The following is a 15,295-nucleotide window of genomic DNA, read 5'->3' as shown; positions in this document are numbered from 1 at the left end:
GGCAGAGAAATCCACCGAACCTGATTCAGAAATGGCATAAAGCCTGGATTTCCCGGAGAATTCACCGAACCTGGAAACCCGACATGGGCCATTCCTTCCATAAAGCGCAAAATGTCCGATAAGGCAACATTATCGGACTGAATTAGCCCCCGAAAGGCCCGGACATGCTCCCCCACTTAGCTAAGTGGGTAGGAGTAATGTTGGTAATATGACTAGCAGCAATTTTAAGATGGAAGTTCTCTCCGGGCCGGAGCGTCGGCGGCGCTGGAGCACGGCAGAGAAGCTGGCGATCATCCATGAGACCTATGAGGCGGACGCGACGGTGAGCATCGTCGCACGTCGGCACGGCATCCAGCCGAACCAGTTGTTCGCCTGGCGCAAGCTGGCGTCCCAAGGGGCACTGACGGCGACGGCGCCGAAGAGGAGGTCGTTCCGGCTTCCGAATACCGGGCGCTTCAGGCCCAGGTGAAGGAGTTGCAACGCCTGTTGGGCAAGAAGACTATGGAGAGCGAAATCCTGAAGGAAGCCCTCGAAATCGCCGGTGGCCCAAAAAAACATCTGTTGCGCTCGCTCTCTCTTCCGAGGGGGATTTTGGAATGAAGACCGTCTGCGAAACTCTAGGTGTCGCCCGCTCGAATATCGCTGCGCGTGCCGCAGGTTCCCCTTCCAGAGCCAGAGGACGCCCGCCTCTACCTGATCGCGAGCTGGTGGAGGACATCAAGGCCGTCATCGCCGATACGCCCACCTACGGCTATCGGCGTGTCCATGCCATCCTGCGTCGGAATGCCCGGAAACTGGGGCGTTCGTGGCCCAATGCCAAGCGGGTCTACCGGGTGATGAAGCTGCACAATCTGCTGCTGGTGCGTCATACCGGAGCGGTCGATGATCGCCTTCACGACGGCCGGGTCGCCGTCGAGCGTTCGAACATCAGATGGTGCTCCGACGGCTTCGAGATCGGCTGCGACAACAAGGAGAAGGTCCGTGTCGCCTTCGCCCTCGACTGCTGCGACCGTGAAGCAATCGCCCATGTCGCCACCACCGAAGGTATCAAGAGCGAAGACGTGCAGGACCTCGTGATCACCGCTGTCGAGAACCGCTTCGGCCGCATCAACATGCTGTCCGAACCCATCGAATGGCTCACCGACAACGGCTCTTGCTTCATCGCCAGGGACACCGCATCCTTGCTGCGCGAGATCGGCATGGAACCGTGCACGACACCGGTGCGAAGCCCACAGTCGAACGGCATGGCCGAGGCGTTCGTCAAAACCTTCAAGCGCGATTACGTCTCGGTGAATCCAACCCCCGACGCCGAAACCGTCATGGCGCAACTGCCGTTCTGGTTCGAGCACTACAACAATCTTCACCCGCACAGTGCTTTAGGATATCAATCGCCGCGCGAGTTCATCAGCTCGCAATCTCAAACCTGAGCATGTCCGGTCTTTTGGGGGCAACTCCACGGACATCATAGGTAGTCGACAAGCTGTGCGCTTTGCGGCGAATTTAATGGCTATAAGTGCACGCGCGGCATAAGCTGAACACCATGAATTCGCGCCCGCTCAAGTCGTCATCACCGTCCCTTCCGTCCCTACAACTGCCGGGCTGGGCGCGGCCCCGCGGCCGTGAACTGAGCGAGCCAGACGCCGCCTTTGCAGCTGGCATCGCCCTGAAATCACTCGACGATCTCGTCAAGACCGACCCGCAATGGGCCGGCTGTTGGCGGGCGCGCCAGGCGCTGAAATCTGCCGCCGTGGCGGTGCGGCTGATGGGGCGCAACGAGGACGAACACGCGTTGCGTGATGCGCTTTTGCTCACTGCCCCCGGCCACGATCCTGGGCCGGCCGGAAAGGTGTTTCTGGCCTACAAAAGGCTGGTCAGCCGCAAACCCGGCTTCTCCTCGAAAAATGCCGCCGAACTGGCTGACCTGCTGGGGCTTGTCTGGGACGACCATCTGGCGGCCGCCGTCGATCATGCCGACACTGCTGCGCAGTCCGGCCGCGCCGTCCCCTTTGCCGCGGCGGACCTGGTGAGCGCCATCTATGCCGCCCGTCCGGATGCCGAACCGCTCGCCTGGGCGCTTGCCGATAGTTTGGTCGCCTCCATGCTGAACTGGCCGGTCCCCGCGCCGCTATTGATGGGCGAGCGCTATGGCCCGGCTTTCCGTACGCTTGGAGGCAGGGGGCGGGTGCGGCCAGGCGAGAGCGCCTTCCCTCGTGCCGTGTGCATCGCCCTGGTTGAAAGCGCTGGCGCTGCGCTGCGCGCAGCCGGCGAGATTGCCCGGCGCGCGGACTTGGCTGTCGCGACTGCGTCGAAGGTGCGCACCAAGGGCGCCCAACCGGTCATCCGTAAACTGCTGGATGAAGATGCCGTGCCGATCTCGGCGCCGGGAACGGACCTGTCGCGCTGGGAGCAAGCGCCTGTTTGAACGGCTGGAAGCGGCAGGTGCTGTGCGCGAACTGTCGGGGCGGCCGTCCTTCCGGATATATGGGTTGTGACGATGAGCGCAGCGGCGGTAAAGAGGGTCTCGAACGCGAAAGTGAACGCTGCAGCTGAACAGCTGTTTGACCGGGAATTGGAGGATCTGCCGGCGGAGCTTCGCTGGCGCGAGTGGATGCTGCGCGTCGAGGCGGTGATCTTCGCTTCAGTCGAACCCGTCACCCGTGAGACCTTGGCGCGTGTGGTTGGCAAGGACTGCGGCATCGACTTGCTGATCGATGATCTGCGTGAGGAACTGCGCGCACGCCCCCTATGGCATCGTTACTGTTGCCGGCGGCTGGCAACATCGAAGCCGTTCGGCGTACGCACCGGCGATCCGGGCGTCTCAAGCGCCGACCCGCTCAGGAGTAGCTCGCCTGTCTGAACAGGAGGCGGCGGCGCTGATGGTCATTGCCTATCTGCAGCCGGTGACGCGCGGCGAGCTGTCGAAAGTCTTCGGTAAGGAAGTCAGCCGCGACACGATTGCCAGCCTGCGCGACGCCGGGTTCCTCGGCTCCGGACCGCGCAGCCCTACGCCTGGGGCGCCCTATACCTACGTGACGACGAAGCACTTTCTTTCCGCCTTTGGCATGGAGACACTGCGCGACTTGCCCGACCTCGAGCGGTTGGAGGACGCGGGATTGCTTAGCCGGCAGGCGCTCGCAGCGCAAAGTCCAGATGGCGATGTCGACTGAAACCGCGAACCATCGCCGCGCCAAAAAAAGACCGGCGCCCTCAAAAGGATGCGCCGGCCAATAGTTCCGACATAGTTCCAAGAGAACAAAAAGAAACGTACGGTTCCAATAGCTTATCAGCAAAGAAGGATGTGTTGACGACGGGATTGCCTCGTTCCACAGGCCGCTGGCGCACACCGCATCATTGGCCCGGTGTCTTGTTGCGCGATCAATCGAAATGCGCGCTCGCAGGCGACCTAATTTAATTCAACTCTCAGATAAGGGTCGCTGCTGCAGCGCTTAAACGAAGCTTTTGCGATCGCAGCGCTGCTCTTGATGAGGGTGTTTTTGCGCGTTAAGGTTGCTCTCGCAACACTTATGAAGCCAACCAAGGAGTGGACCTTTATGGCGACGGGTACGATCAAGTTTTTCAATGACGAGAAGGGGTTCGGGTTCATTGCCCCCGAGAATGGTGGACACGACGTGTTTGTTCACGTAACAGCGCTGCAACGCGGAGGATCACTCAGTCAGGGCGACAAGGTCAGTTTCGAACTTGGCCAGGACCGCAAGACCGGAAAATCGAAGGCGGAAAACGTATTGCTGCTTTAACGGCCCCCCTTGTCGGCCCGCTGGTCCCGGGCTGGCTTCCACTGACGCCCACAGTTTGCGCCGGGTCGCCTGCCCCCTTTCCACGCTCACAGTTCTGCCAAGCGAAGTTTAGCAGCAGGCTTGATTCAACGGCAGCACGGTTTTCGGGCGTGATCTCGAAGTCGAAGCTGTCGAGGGTTTTTCCGGCTGGTAGCCGGGCCTCGGCGAGATGACGCTGGATGCGCCGTTGCACGCGCTCGGCCATCTCCAATTCGCAAAGCGTGGCCAACAGCCGTGCGGCCGGCCCGTTGAGTGAGTTCAGACCAAAGGCGTGCGAAGGTGGGAAGCCGCAAGTTCGCCGTAAGCGCGGAATTCCCCGCACCTGTTCATAGACGTGGCAGTGAGGGAGTCTGTGTCCACAACGGAGACTGTGGACACAATGACATTGGATGGCGCGGGAAGATCAGGGCCGCTTCGAGTGGTTCGGGTTCTTGGCAACGGTAAGCGACGATTTGATCCGGTTGAGAAGGAGCGCTTGGTCGATGCGGCCCTTGAGCCGGGAGTATCGATTGCAGGGCTTGCGCTGGCGCACGGGGTCAACGCCAATCAGTTGCGCAACTGGGTGGCGCTACGGCGACGCCGGCAAGCGAGCGAGAAGGAATTGACGGTTCTGCCGAACAGCGCGCCGCCGGCCTTCGTTCCGGTGGTTGCGGCCGCGCCGATTGCGCGACCGCCGGCTCCGTCGGCTCGGCCGACATCGCCACGGGTGCGGTTGAGGGCGTCGCTACCGAACGGTGTGCGGCTTGAGCTTGAAGATGCGGATGCTGAGGCTCTGTCGGCGATGATCGAAGCGTTGGGGCGTTGCGATGTTCCGGCTGGCTGATGATCTGCGCGTCTATCTTCACCGGGAGCCGATCGACTTTCGTGCGGGGATCAACAGCCTTGCGATCCTGGTGGAGCAGTCAATGGGCCTCAACCCGTTCGAGCGCGCGGTGTTCGCCTTCTGCAATCGTCGCAGAACCCGGATGAAATTGCTGTTCTTCGATCGGTCTGGTTTTGTGCTCGTGTTGAAGGCGCTGACGGAAGACAAGTTCCGCTGGCCCAAGCGGCAGGAGGCGGTGGTGGCGCTTGACGCCGAACAACTGCACTGGTTGCTCGACGGCATTGATCTTGACGCGATGGTGCGCCATCCGGTGCGGCAATATGAATTTGTCGGCTGAACTTTGCCGTTGACGTAAGGGAACGGCTCAGATTCAAAGCTGCTATGACAGGAACCGGCATCCCAACCGTTGCGGAACTGATGGCGCTTTTGGCGGCGAATGCTGCAGAAATCGCCGCGCTGAAGGCCGAGAAGGATATCCTCGCGCAGCGCGTCTTCAAGCTTGAGGAAGAACTGGCGCTGGCGCAGTTGCATCGTTTTGCGCCGCGCAGCGAAAAGCACATGGATCGCATCTTCAACGAAGCCGAGCAGGCTGCCCTTGAGGGGGACGAGGACAGCGAAGACGCCGATGATGCCGTCGCTCTACCGGACACGGGATTGCCGGAGATCGAAAAACCCGACGGCAAGAAACCCGGCCGCAGGCCGTTGCCGGCGAACCTGCCGCGCCAGCGCGTCGAGTATGACCTTGCCGACGACCAGAAGGTCTGTCCGTGCTGCAGCCACCCGATGCATCGCATGGGCGAGCTGGTTACCGAGCAGCTTCACATCGAGGTGAAGGCCACGGTTCTGCAGAATGCGCGAGCCAAATATGCGTGCCGTAACTGCGACCGCACCGGGATCAGCACGCCTGTTCGCGCTCGTTCATAAATATGTCGACGGCACGCCGCTCTATCGTTTGGCGCAAGCCTTCGAGCGCGCTGGCGTTCCTGTCAGCCGTGGCGCTCTGGGCCATTGGGTGATCGGTTCGAGCGAGAGACACCTCATTCGCGTCTATGACGCACTGAAGCTGCGGTTGCGATCCCAGACCGTCATCCATGGCGACGAGAGTGTGCTGCAGAGCACACGGAAAGGATGGTCTAGATGGCCTGACAGACTGTGTGCGTAAAGCTGCGATGATGATGAGGGATGGCCCCTCGGGCTCGGCTTTCAGGAGCTGGGTCCAAACCACTCCAAGCGGCTGCGTTTAAGAGACGTGGTCGTAAGCGTTGGAGCCAAGTCCAGGGTATACCCTGGGCCGGTACGCATCCGAGAGACGAATGAAAATGAACCTTCCGATGAAGCGTCGTAACGTGAAACCTGTCGTCAAAACCAGAGATTTCTCGTCTCTCTGGGATCAGCTTGTCAGATGCCTGGTGACCGGGCAAGCGGCGACCGGCGTTGAGGGGGCGTGAAGCGGATGCAGGCATTGTCGCGGAACTGCAGGAACCAGTCGCTCCGATGCAAAGGGAGAAGCACAAGCGGAGAAAACCGTGAGGCGAGAGTACCGATGCGGAGCACTGGGACGGACCGATTTGTAGTAGCGATGAAGGCTCGTAATGGAGCTGGAGCGAAGAGGTCGGATCAGGTGGGCATATTATCAACACAACTGGCAACAGGAGGACGTTGATGGATACGCAAAGCAAGCCGTTCAATATCAGTAAGCAGAAGGTGTACGAAGCTTATCTGCAGGTGCGATCCAACGGAGGCGCAGCTGGTGTGGATGGGGTAACGATTGAGCAGTTCGAGGCCGATCTGAAGGGGAATCTCTATAAGGGGTAGATTGAAAGTACGTGTAAAAAGTTCACAAGGTCGGTGCTCCTGGTGATCGGATGCGTTTGACGATTTCGCCGACGCGGCCGCGACTGGCTTTTTCGCCAATTTTCTTATGAATTTGCCGCACGCTGAGACTGGTAGAGGCGGCAAGCGTTTCGATCTCGACAATCAGCCGAGGCGCAAGCGGTGGTCGGCCGAGATGCTTGCCGCGCGCGGCGGCTGCCTTCATGCCGGCGGTAACGCGCTCGCTGATCAAAGATATAGCGCGACATCGCAGATGACATAGCGAGCGACATCGCTGGTGACTGATTCTACGGCCACATTTAGGTAGTGACTGATCCGTTTCTTTTGATCAAGAGCGATGTCGCTGATCGATGTCGTGGAGCGACATCGGTCTGTTGATGCTGTGTTGGCTTTCATTTGTTTGATCGATGTCGCTGGCGCTGGTGGCCACTGTCGCTGAGTGCCGTTGCTCTGTGGCTGTTCGGCGTCGGAAGCTTTCGACATTCATCTCGAAGATGGTTGCATGGTGCACGAGCCTGTCGATGGCGGCGATGGTCATGGCTTTGTCGGGAAAGAGGCTATCCCAGGCTCCAAATGGCCGGTTTGCTGTAATCATGATGGATCGCCGTTCGTACCTGGCGGCAATGAGCTCGAACAGCACACTGGTCTCGGCTTGGTCCTTGTGAACGTAGGACAGGTCATCAAGGATGAGCAGATCGAATTTGTCGAGCTTGTCGATGGCGGCTGTCAATGCGAGTTCCTGCCGGGCCGTCTGGAGTTTTTGAACGAGATCGATGGTTCTCGTGAACAAAACCCGCAAGCCTTTTTCGACGAGAGCAGCACCGAGGGCCGCACTCAAGTGGGTCTTGCCTGATCCTGGCGGTCCAAACATAAGGATCGTGCCGCCTTTGGCGAGCCAGGCATCGCCTGCTGCCAGCGCCATGACATGAGCCTTTGAGATCATGGGAACGGCTGCGAAGTCGAAGCTGTCGAGGGTTTTTCCGGCTGGTAGCCGGGCCTCGGCGAGATGACGCTGGATGCGCCGTTGCACGCGCTCGGCCATCTCCAATTCGCAAAGCGTGGCCAACAGCCGTGCGGCCGGCCAGCCTTCGCGGTCGGCCCGTTGAGTGAGTTCAGACCAGAGGCGTGCGAAGGTGGGAAGCCGCAAGTTCGCCAGCATGAGCGGCAGTTTTGCGACATCGACGGATGAGGTGTTCATTGCATTGCTCCTGCTGTGAGAAGGCGGTCATAGTCGGCTGCTGTGGGCAGCACGACCTCGATGTCGGGGACGCTATTGCCGGCGACATCGAAGCGGGATTGCAAGGCGGCCAGATCGGGCAGCTTCCTTGCGTCGAGGATCATCTCCAATGCCAATGCGAGTTCGGCTTCGCATGCGCAGGAATGGGCAAGCCAGAGAAGGCCGACCATGGTTTTGCAGGCGGTGCGCTGATCGAGCCTCTTGTTCATGGCCTGCCAGGTCCGGGCAAAGGCGGCACGGGGAAACAACTGGTCGCGGTAAACGAGATTGGCCAGCGCTTGCGGCTTACGGCGAAGGCTGTGAATGACATGGCGGTAATCGACGACATGTGCGTGTTGGCCGCTCTTGCCACTGGACGGTGGACGTCCGCGCGGCAGGGTAAAGGCATGGCTGGATGCGAGATAACATTCCAGGCGATCGTCGTAGAGCCGGACCCGCAGGCGGTGGCCGATATAGGTGGAGGGGGCGGTATAGAAGACCCTGCGCAAGGTGAAGCCGCCAGACGACGTCACCACAACGACGGCATCATCGTAATCGGTGGTCTTGCGTTGCGGTAACGCCCTGAGATGATCCATCTCGACGGCCAGTTCCTGTCGGCGCAAGGCATTATGCCTGCTGATCTGCTCGGCGACGAAGCGGCGGTAGTCGTCGAGCGTGGCGAAGTCGGCCGAGCCGCGCAACAGCAACGCTTGTTCGAGCCTGTCCTTCAAATGACCATTGCGGCTTTCAATGCTGCCGTTTTCGTGGGCGACGCCGCGGTTGTTGCGGGTCGGCGTCATCTGGTAATGGGCGCAAAGTGCCTCGTAACGCCGGGTCAGGTCCTCTTGCGTCTCGTCGGCACGGTTGGTGAAAGCCGCCGACAACGAATCGCTGCGGTGCTCAATCGGACAAGCACCCAGGCTCCACAATGCGTTCTGCAGGCCGCTGGCCAGAGCAGTAAAACTCTCGCCGCCCAGAACGACTTCACCGTGTTCCCAGCCGCTGTAAACCAGAACGAAGTGGTACAGCCGATGGTCAAGTGGCACGCCGGCAATGGTCACGCCCAGCGACCGGCAGTCGGTAAAGTCTGACATGCCCTGGCGACCGGGTGGATGGTTCTGGCGGAAGATCACTTCCTGTTGCGGCCCATGGGCGGCTTTCCATTCCCGCACGCGCCGCTCAAGAGTGCGCCGTGCCGCTGTCAGCTCGCGCTCGGGGTAGCGCAGGCAAAGGTCACGCAGAATGGTCACCGGACGCAAGTTCGGCGCGCGCTCGAGAAGCGGAACCACCTCGCTTTCCCAGAGATCGGTGAAAGGATCGGGCCGACCGCCGCCGTGGCCGCGTTGCGCCTTTTTCTCGGAGGGAAGGCGCGGGTCTTTGTCGAGCCGAAAGGCGGTGCTGGCGCTAAAGCCAGACATCGCCGCGGCGGTTTCCCGAGGATGTTTTTTGTTCAATCTCATATACAGTCTCGCTTGCTGATCCGTGATCGGTTTGCCTGGCATCCAGGTCCTCTTCCTCGCAGTTGAAGATCCAGGACTTAAGGCAATCGTCGCGGCCGAAGGCGCGGAAAAATCCGCGCCGCGCGGGGCCAACCTACGGACGGGCTACGCCCATCCTCCGGTCGGCCCCGCGCGTCACCAGCGATGTCGCTGAGTAGTCAAGTGCGATGTCGCGCAGCACAAAGAGGATTCCAGCTCAGCCATGGCTCCAATGATTGTGAACATGGCGCGCCCCATAGGACTTGCGGTGTCGATCTGATCCTGGACGCTGATGAAGCGCACGCCGAGGTGGTCGAATTCCTCGAGTGCGGTCAAAAGGTGGCGGGTGGAACGGGCGAAACGGTCGAATTTCCAGACCAGGACGCAGTCAACCTCACGGTTGCGAACACTCGCCATCAAGGCGTTGAGCCGGGGGCGTCCCTCGCGGCGGCCTGACACCGCGACGTCACAGTAGTCTCCGACGATCTCCAGCCCGGCGCGCGCGGCGTAGCCGTGCAGGCCGTCATATTGGAGATCCGGCTTCTGGTCCGGCGTGGAGACGCGCAGATAGAGCGCCGTGCGGTTTTTTGGCCGGATGTGATGGCGGTTCCGTCCTAGAATGTCTTCCTTTTCGGACAAGGAATCGCTATGTCCTAACGCCTTCAATTCACGCATGTTTCGCCACGCCTCCGGCGGACCCTTTTCCGGACACCTCATGACCGCGATTGACCGCACCGCTTACCCGCGTCCAGGCGACCCTCTGACGGCTGAGGAATTGGACGCCCGCTACCACCTGAATGAAGCCGACCTTTTCTTTATTCGTGACAAGGCGCCCGGCGATATCGGCCGCCTGACACTGGCGACACTGCTGAAGGGCCGGCAGGACCTTGGCTACTTTCCAGCGCCGTCCGACGTTCACATCGATACGGTGGCCCATCTGGGGGCGCAACTGGACCTGGCCGCCGCATCTCCGCTGCTCGACGAGACCCGTCAAAAGACGATGCTCCACCGTTATCGGACGGCGGTACGCATTCATCTCGGCGTGTCGCCTTATTCTGAAGCGGTAGAGCAGCTGGTTTCGGTACGCCGTGCTTGCGGCGGTACGAAATGATGAGCGATCCGGCGGACCTGATCAATCGAGCCATTGAAGTCCTGGGTAAGGCCTCGATCGATTTGCCGGCCTTCAGCACACTGGATCGGCTGGTCAACCATCTGCGGGCCCAGGTCCACACACGCATGTATGACCAGGTCGCGGGGCGGCTGACGCCGGATGTTACCGCGGGCCTGGATGGGCTGCTGACGGTTCCGCCGGATGCCGCGACAACGGCCTTCAACCGCCTCAAGCAGACGCCGGGACCGGCGCGCCCCGAGACGATCAAACTGTGGACAGAGCGCCTCGACTGGCTGACCCGATTGATCGATCCCGATCCGCTCCTGGACGGCATTACCCATACCAAGCTCCGCCAATTCGCCGCCGAAGCCCGGGCTTTGGAGGTGAGCGAGGTTCTCGCCATTGCCCGGCCAGGACGGCGCCACATCCTGATACTGAGCTTGCTTCGACAGGTCCGAGCACAATGTCGTGACGAGCTGATCGAAATGTTGTTGCGCCGCATTCGAAAGACCCAGGCGGCCGCCAAGGAAGCGCTTAAGACGCTTCAGGAGCAGCACCGGGAGATGGAGGAGAAACTGATCGGGGTCCTGGGACAGGTGCTGGAAACCGCAAAGGACGGCGAGAGCGACACTGACACGGGACACCGCATCCGCGCCCTCCTGGCCGAGCAGGGCGGCGTCGAGGCGCTCTCGGAACAATGCGAAACGGTCAGCGCCTGGCATCGTAACAACGATCTGCCGCTGCTGTGGCCAATCCACGCCAAAACCCGCAGCCTTTTGTTCCGGCTGCTGGAACTGATGGAGATTCGCCCGGCGACACAGGACCGCAGCCTGCTCGATGCGCTGACGGTCGTCATCGAGCACCGTACCGCGCGCCGTGACGAACTGGCCGGGCAGCTTGACCTGAGATTCGCCTCGCAGCGATGGCAAAGCTTCGTGATGAAGCGCCGCAAGGGCCGTGTCGTGCTGGACCGGCGGGCGCTCGAAGTCTGCGTCTTCGTTCATCTGGCGGACGCGCTGCAGGCCGGCGACCTCTTCGTCGTCGGCGCCGAAACCTTCGATGACTACAGGACCCAACTCCTGCCTTGGTCGGACTGCGAGGCGCGGCTGGCGAATTATTGCGGTGCCCTCGGCCTTCCCGGTAGCGGCGAACAGCTTGTCGGCCAGTTGCGGCAGGAACTGACGGCTACGGCGGGGGCGGTCGATGCGGGCTTCCCCTCCAACGTCGAATTGACGATTGACGCAGACGGCGTACCCCACCTGAAGCAGCTCAAGGCCAAATGCCAGCCCGAGGGATTGTTGGCCTTCGAAACGGAAATCCATGCCCGCATGCGCGAGCGTCACCTGCTCGACATTCTCAGGGACGGCACCTTCTGGACCAACTTCACGCGCCACTTCGGCCCGCCGTCGGGGGCTGACCGAGCTATGACGGAAACTGGGTGATGACGGTTTGATGAGGGCGGCGTATCGAGGCGGGTGACAAGCCTGCCAGAACCTCATGAAAGAGCGATACGCCATGAAGACAGATAGCACTGTTGTTTCCTTTCCGCATCCCGAGACGCTCGATGATCCCCTGACATCGGTTCTACGCGAAGGCGCGCGCCGGCTTCTGGCACAGGCCGTGGAGGCGGAAGCCGAGGCGTTTCTTGCGGCCATGGCCAGCGAACGCCTGAGCGATGGGCGGGACCGGGTGGTGCGGCACGGCCATGGGCCTGAAAGAACGATCCAGACGGGGATCGGTCCGGTTGCGGTGCGCCGCGTCAAGCTGCGCGACCGGGCTTTGGAGACTTGCGGCGAGGATCGCATCACCTTCACGTCGGCGATCCTGCCGAAGTGGGCACGACGCACGAAGAGCCTCGACGCTCTGCTGCCGGTCCTTTACCTGCGCGGCATCTCGACCGGCGATTTCCAGGAGGCGCTTGCCGCCTTACTCGGCAAGGACGCACCGAACCTGTCCCCCTCGGTGATTGGCCGGCTGAAGGAGGAGTGGCAGGCCGACTATGATCGCTGGCAACGCCGCGACCTGTCAGCCCGCCGCTACGTCTACATCTGGGCCGACGGGGTCTATCTTCAGGCACGCATGGAGGACGATGCCGCTTGCATGCTGGTCGTCATCGGCGCGACGCCGGAAGGCAAGAAGGAACTTGTCGGCTTTCAAGTCGGCGTGCGCGAAAGCACCCAGAGCTGGCGCGAGCTGCTCGTCGGGCTGAAGGCCCGCGGGCTTTCGATTGCGCCAGAAATTGCCGTGGGCGACGGCGCGCTCGGCTTCTGGAAGGCGCTGGAGGAGATATTCCCTTCGACCCGCCATCAACGGTGCTGGCAACACAAGCTCCTCAACATCCTCAACAAGGTGCCGAAGTCGGTGCAGCCGAACATGAAGGCCGATCTCAGGGAGGTCCGCGATGCCCCGGATCGGGCAACCGCCGAGGCGGCGATCGCCGTCTTCGTCGACAAATACAAGGCCAAATATCCCAAGGCCGTCAACTGCCTGACGAAGGACCACGAGGCATTGCTGACCGTCTTCGACTTCCCGGCCGAACACTGGGACCATCTGCGCACCTCGAACCCGATCGAAAGCGTCTTCGCCACCGTCAGGCACCGCACGGTGCGAACCAAGGGAGGCCTGTCCCACAACACAGCACGGCTCATGGTCTTCAAGCTCGTCATGAGCGCCGCCAAAACCTGGCGCCGGCTGAAGGGCGAAAATCAGTTGCCAAAGGTCATCGCCGGCGTCAAATTCACCGACGGTGTCGCCGAAACGACGACCCCTGACCATCGCGCCGCCTGATCGGCCTCGTCACCCATTTCCGACCATAGCTCGGGCTGACCCGAAGCTCGGCAGAGCGGAGCAGCGCTATGTCTTCACCACTTTCGGCTACGGCTGCAATCTTGGCCCGGTCCAAGCCGCTCGGCACGCACCCGGCATCGCCAGCGCCAATACGTTGCGCCGGCTCAATGCCCAGCATATCGATACGCCCAAGCTCGAAGCCGCGATGACCGATCTGATCAACGCCTACAATCGCTTTGCCTTGCCAAAACTCTGGGGCGCGGGACGCGCCGCGATCGCCGATGGCACCCACGTCCCGCTTCGCGAAAACAACCTGCTGGGCGCCCAACACATCCGTTACGGCGCCTATGGCGGCATCGCCTACCATCATATCGCCGACAACTATATCGCGCTGTTCACGACCTTCATCCCCTGCGGCGTCTGGGAGGCCGTCCATATCCTGGATGGGCTTATGAAGAACCGATCCACGGTCCAACCGGATACCCTCCATGCCGACACCCAAGGCCAGAGCGAGCCTGTCTTTGGTCTTTCGCGCCTTCTCGGCATCATGCTGATGCCGCGCATGCGCAACTGGGGCGACGTCGCCTTTTACCGTCCCGACCAATCGGTGCGCTACCAGCATATCGACAGGCTCTTCACCCGCGAAATTGATTGGCGCCTGATCGCAACCCATTGGCAGGACATGATGCAGGTGATCCTCTCCATCCAGGCCGGTTTGGTCCTGCCCTCCATGTTGCTGCGCAAACTCGGCTCGCACAACCGCAAAAGCCGACTGTACCAAGCATTCCGCGAACTCGGTCGGGTCGAGCGCACGCTGTTCCTGCTGCGCTACATCGCCAATCCCGAGATTCGGCGCACAATCCGCGCCGAGACCACGAAAATCGAATCCTTCAACGATTTCCTCGACTGGATTACCTTCGGCGGTCCAATCATCAAGAGCGGCGATCCGGTCGAACAGGAAAAGCAGCTCAAATATGCCAGCCTGGTCGCCAACGCGATCATGCTCTCCAATGTCTCCGATTTGACGGACGTACTCTCGTCAATGACCGCAGACGGGCATCGTGTCACGCCGGAGTTCGCCGCAGCCCTCAGCCCTTACGCCCGCAAGCATATCCGCCGGTTCGGCAAATACGAGCTCGACATGGACGAGCGGCCAGCCCCGCTCATCCCGAAGCCCTTGCCGTTCGACCTGCCCTTGTGAACTTTTTACACGTACTTTCAATCTACCCGTATAAGATCTGGAACAGGATGAGCTCAGGCACGTACTTCCCTCCGCCAGTTCGCGCCGTTTCCATTCCTAAGAAGAGTGGAGGCGAGCGGATCCTCGGGGTACCAACGGTGGCAGATCGCGTGGCCCAAAGTGTGGTCAAGCAGATGATTGAGCCGGATCTGGACGCAGTCTTTCTGGCAGATTCTTATGGCTATCGGCCCGACAAGTCGGCGCTGGATGCCATCGGCGTTACGCGCAAGCGGTGCTGGAAATATGATTGGGTTCTGGAATTCGATATCAAAGGGCTGTTTGACAATATTGACCATGACCTTCTGCTACGGGCTGTTCGCAAACACATAACATGTGCCTGGGCGCTGCTCTACATCGAAAGATGGCTGACAGCACCGATGCGGAAAGAGGATGGGACAAACGTCGAGCGAAACTGCGGCACGCCACAAGGCGGTGTCGTTAGCCCGATACTTGCCAACCTGTTCCTGCATTATGCATTCGACGTGTGGATGGGCAGACAGTTCCCTGACCTGCCATGGTGTGTCGATGGCGGTTAAGACGCGCGGATAGATGGCGCCGAGAGGGAATTGATGCGGAATTCGGCTCGGCGTGGTGCTGAATGACGCTGATGATCTGATTTGGTTGGGGATGAGAGCGCGGGATGCGTCGACAGGAGCCCGCAGGGCGACTGAGGCGCATCCCGCGCTGCGTCCGCGCATGCTACATGTGCGGAGCGCCGCAAACAGACATCGACCCACTACCACGTAACTCGATGTCCTATCCCAACGGCCCGTGTGCGGGGACTTGCAGGTCCCCGGGCACGACTGCCGACTGGTTCACGGTGTGCGCCAGCATAATGGCATTGGCGCATTCCGTCGAGCTTTTCCCCGCAATCCCGACGGCGTTCCGAGAGGTTCGCCGTCGCAATGCAAACCGGTCGTTTCTTTCTCTGCGCACGTTGCCGCTCACAGGTCTTGCTTTGCCGGCATTGCGATCGGGGTCAGCGCTTCTGCGGTTCTGAATGCGCCCATGAA

At 60.9% G+C, this 15,295-nt stretch carries 12 protein-coding genes and 6 pseudogenes; 13 read left to right on the top strand and 5 right to left on the bottom strand.

All coding sequences use genetic code 11. The annotated features are described in order from the left end of the window. Nucleotides 1-208 precede the first annotated feature (208 nt). The 4 genes and pseudogenes from OVA00_RS10110 to OVA00_RS10095 all read left to right on the top strand — a co-directional run bounded on the left by OVA00_RS10110 (nt 209) and on the right by OVA00_RS10095 (nt 3,755). Nucleotides 209-1,427 (top strand): annotated as a pseudogene (locus OVA00_RS10110) (IS3-like element ISRm1 family transposase). A gap of 113 nt (nt 1,428-1,540) precedes the next feature. Further along, nucleotides 1,541-2,492, top strand: a pseudogene (locus tag OVA00_RS10105) (DUF1403 family protein). A gap of 2 nt (nt 2,493-2,494) precedes the next feature. Continuing rightward, nucleotides 2,495-3,167: pseudogene (gene scpB / locus OVA00_RS10100) on the top strand (SMC-Scp complex subunit ScpB). Between the two features lie 384 nt (nt 3,168-3,551). Further along, on the top strand, nt 3,552-3,755 hold the full coding sequence (locus OVA00_RS10095) for a cold-shock protein (RefSeq protein WP_268088610.1): 204 nt from the start codon (nt 3,552-3,554) through the stop codon (nt 3,753-3,755). Here the strand turns inward: OVA00_RS10095 and OVA00_RS40015 are convergent. Continuing rightward, nucleotides 3,688-4,116: an ATP-binding protein gene (locus OVA00_RS40015; RefSeq protein WP_442780479.1), complete on the bottom strand. Its 429-nt coding sequence runs from the start codon at nt 4,114-4,116 to the stop codon at nt 3,688-3,690. The two genes, OVA00_RS10095 and OVA00_RS40015, sit on opposite strands and share 68 nt — an antisense overlap. Before the next feature lie 153 nt (nt 4,117-4,269). On the opposite strand from OVA00_RS40015, the gene tnpA reads away from it, so the two are divergent. The 4 genes and pseudogenes from tnpA to OVA00_RS10070 all read left to right on the top strand — a co-directional run bounded on the left by tnpA (nt 4,270) and on the right by OVA00_RS10070 (nt 6,432). Then, nucleotides 4,270-4,617 (top strand): IS66-like element accessory protein TnpA, encoded by a 348-nt coding sequence (gene tnpA / locus OVA00_RS10085; protein WP_376741636.1) that lies wholly within the window; start codon nt 4,270-4,272, stop codon nt 4,615-4,617. Next, nucleotides 4,601-4,954, top strand: coding sequence for an IS66 family insertion sequence element accessory protein TnpB (gene tnpB / locus OVA00_RS10080; RefSeq protein WP_173516751.1), 354 nt, complete (start codon nt 4,601-4,603; stop codon nt 4,952-4,954). The genes tnpA and tnpB overlap by 17 nt, the downstream gene beginning before the upstream one ends. 44 nt (nt 4,955-4,998) lie before the next feature. Then, nucleotides 4,999-5,731 (top strand): annotated as a pseudogene (locus tag OVA00_RS10075) (IS66 family transposase); the annotation flags it as partial. Nucleotides 5,732-6,279: 548 nt separating this feature from the next. Then, complete coding sequence (locus tag OVA00_RS10070) at nt 6,280-6,432, top strand: hypothetical protein (RefSeq protein WP_268088762.1); 153 nt, start codon at nt 6,280-6,282, stop codon at nt 6,430-6,432. A 22-nt stretch (nt 6,433-6,454) separates the two neighbouring features. Here the strand turns inward: OVA00_RS10070 and OVA00_RS10065 are convergent, their stop codons facing one another. The 4 genes from OVA00_RS10065 to OVA00_RS10050 all read right to left on the bottom strand — a co-directional run bounded on the left by OVA00_RS10065 (nt 6,455) and on the right by OVA00_RS10050 (nt 9,819). Then, complete coding sequence (locus OVA00_RS10065) at nt 6,455-6,655, bottom strand: hypothetical protein (RefSeq protein ID WP_268088761.1); 201 nt, start codon at nt 6,653-6,655, stop codon at nt 6,455-6,457. A 123-nt stretch (nt 6,656-6,778) separates the two neighbouring features. Beyond that, nucleotides 6,779-7,648 carry an IS21-like element helper ATPase IstB gene (gene istB, locus OVA00_RS10060; RefSeq protein WP_268088741.1) on the bottom strand — a complete coding sequence of 290 codons (870 nt, stop codon included), beginning with the start codon at nt 7,646-7,648 and terminating at the stop codon, nt 6,779-6,781. Beyond that, entirely contained in the window at nt 7,645-9,168 is a 1,524-nt protein-coding gene (gene istA, locus OVA00_RS10055) for an IS21 family transposase (RefSeq protein WP_442780478.1), read from the bottom strand. The genes istB and istA overlap by 4 nt, the downstream gene beginning before the upstream one ends. A gap of 132 nt (nt 9,169-9,300) precedes the next feature. Continuing rightward, entirely contained in the window at nt 9,301-9,819 is a 519-nt protein-coding gene (locus tag OVA00_RS10050) for a recombinase family protein (RefSeq protein WP_268088759.1), read from the bottom strand. Between the two features lie 40 nt (nt 9,820-9,859). On the opposite strand from OVA00_RS10050, the gene OVA00_RS10045 reads away from it, so the two are divergent. The 5 genes and pseudogenes from OVA00_RS10045 to OVA00_RS10025 form a co-directional block, all read left to right on the top strand. Continuing rightward, nucleotides 9,860-10,255: a DUF4158 domain-containing protein gene (locus OVA00_RS10045; protein ID WP_268088758.1), complete on the top strand. Its 396-nt coding sequence runs from the start codon at nt 9,860-9,862 to the stop codon at nt 10,253-10,255. Then, nucleotides 10,255-11,697 carry a hypothetical protein gene (locus tag OVA00_RS10040; RefSeq protein ID WP_268088757.1) on the top strand — a complete coding sequence of 481 codons (1,443 nt, stop codon included), beginning with the start codon at nt 10,255-10,257 and terminating at the stop codon, nt 11,695-11,697. The genes OVA00_RS10045 and OVA00_RS10040 overlap by 1 nt, the downstream gene beginning before the upstream one ends. Nucleotides 11,698-11,770: 73 nt before the next feature. Continuing rightward, a complete protein-coding gene (locus OVA00_RS10035; RefSeq protein ID WP_268088509.1) occupies nt 11,771-13,042 on the top strand; it encodes an IS256 family transposase in 1,272 nt (423 codons plus the stop codon). A 34-nt stretch (nt 13,043-13,076) separates the two neighbouring features. Beyond that, nucleotides 13,077-14,243, top strand: a pseudogene (locus tag OVA00_RS10030) (transposase); the annotation flags it as partial. A gap of 29 nt (nt 14,244-14,272) precedes the next feature. Continuing rightward, a pseudogene (locus tag OVA00_RS10025) lies at nt 14,273-14,803 on the top strand (reverse transcriptase domain-containing protein); the annotation flags it as partial. Nucleotides 14,804-15,295 lie beyond the last annotated feature (492 nt).

This window comes from Ensifer sp. SL37, assembly GCF_026672675.1.
GTDB classification, from domain to species: domain Bacteria; phylum Pseudomonadota; class Alphaproteobacteria; order Rhizobiales; family Rhizobiaceae; genus Ensifer; species Ensifer adhaerens.
Note: the sequence above shows the minus strand (reverse complement) of the source record. Positions and strands in the feature narration are given on the sequence as shown.

Coding starts and splice junctions, on each gene's coding strand:
- OVA00_RS10040 (WP_268088757.1), top strand. CDS start 10,255: ATGAGCGATCCGGCGGACCTGATCAATCGAGCCATTGAAGTCCTGGGT.
- OVA00_RS10035 (WP_268088509.1), top strand. CDS start 11,771: ATGAAGACAGATAGCACTGTTGTTTCCTTTCCGCATCCCGAGACGCTC.
- istB (WP_268088741.1), bottom strand. CDS start 7,648: ATGAACACCTCATCCGTCGATGTCGCAAAACTGCCGCTCATGCTGGCG.
- OVA00_RS10070 (WP_268088762.1), top strand. CDS start 6,280: ATGGATACGCAAAGCAAGCCGTTCAATATCAGTAAGCAGAAGGTGTAC.
- OVA00_RS10045 (WP_268088758.1), top strand. CDS start 9,860: ATGACCGCGATTGACCGCACCGCTTACCCGCGTCCAGGCGACCCTCTG.
- tnpB (WP_173516751.1), top strand. CDS start 4,601: ATGTTCCGGCTGGCTGATGATCTGCGCGTCTATCTTCACCGGGAGCCG.
- istA (WP_442780478.1), bottom strand. CDS start 9,168: ATGCCAGGCAAACCGATCACGGATCAGCAAGCGAGACTGTATATGAGA.
- OVA00_RS10050 (WP_268088759.1), bottom strand. CDS start 9,819: ATGCGTGAATTGAAGGCGTTAGGACATAGCGATTCCTTGTCCGAAAAG.
- OVA00_RS10065 (WP_268088761.1), bottom strand. CDS start 6,655: ATGAAGGCAGCCGCCGCGCGCGGCAAGCATCTCGGCCGACCACCGCTT.
- OVA00_RS10095 (WP_268088610.1), top strand. CDS start 3,552: ATGGCGACGGGTACGATCAAGTTTTTCAATGACGAGAAGGGGTTCGGG.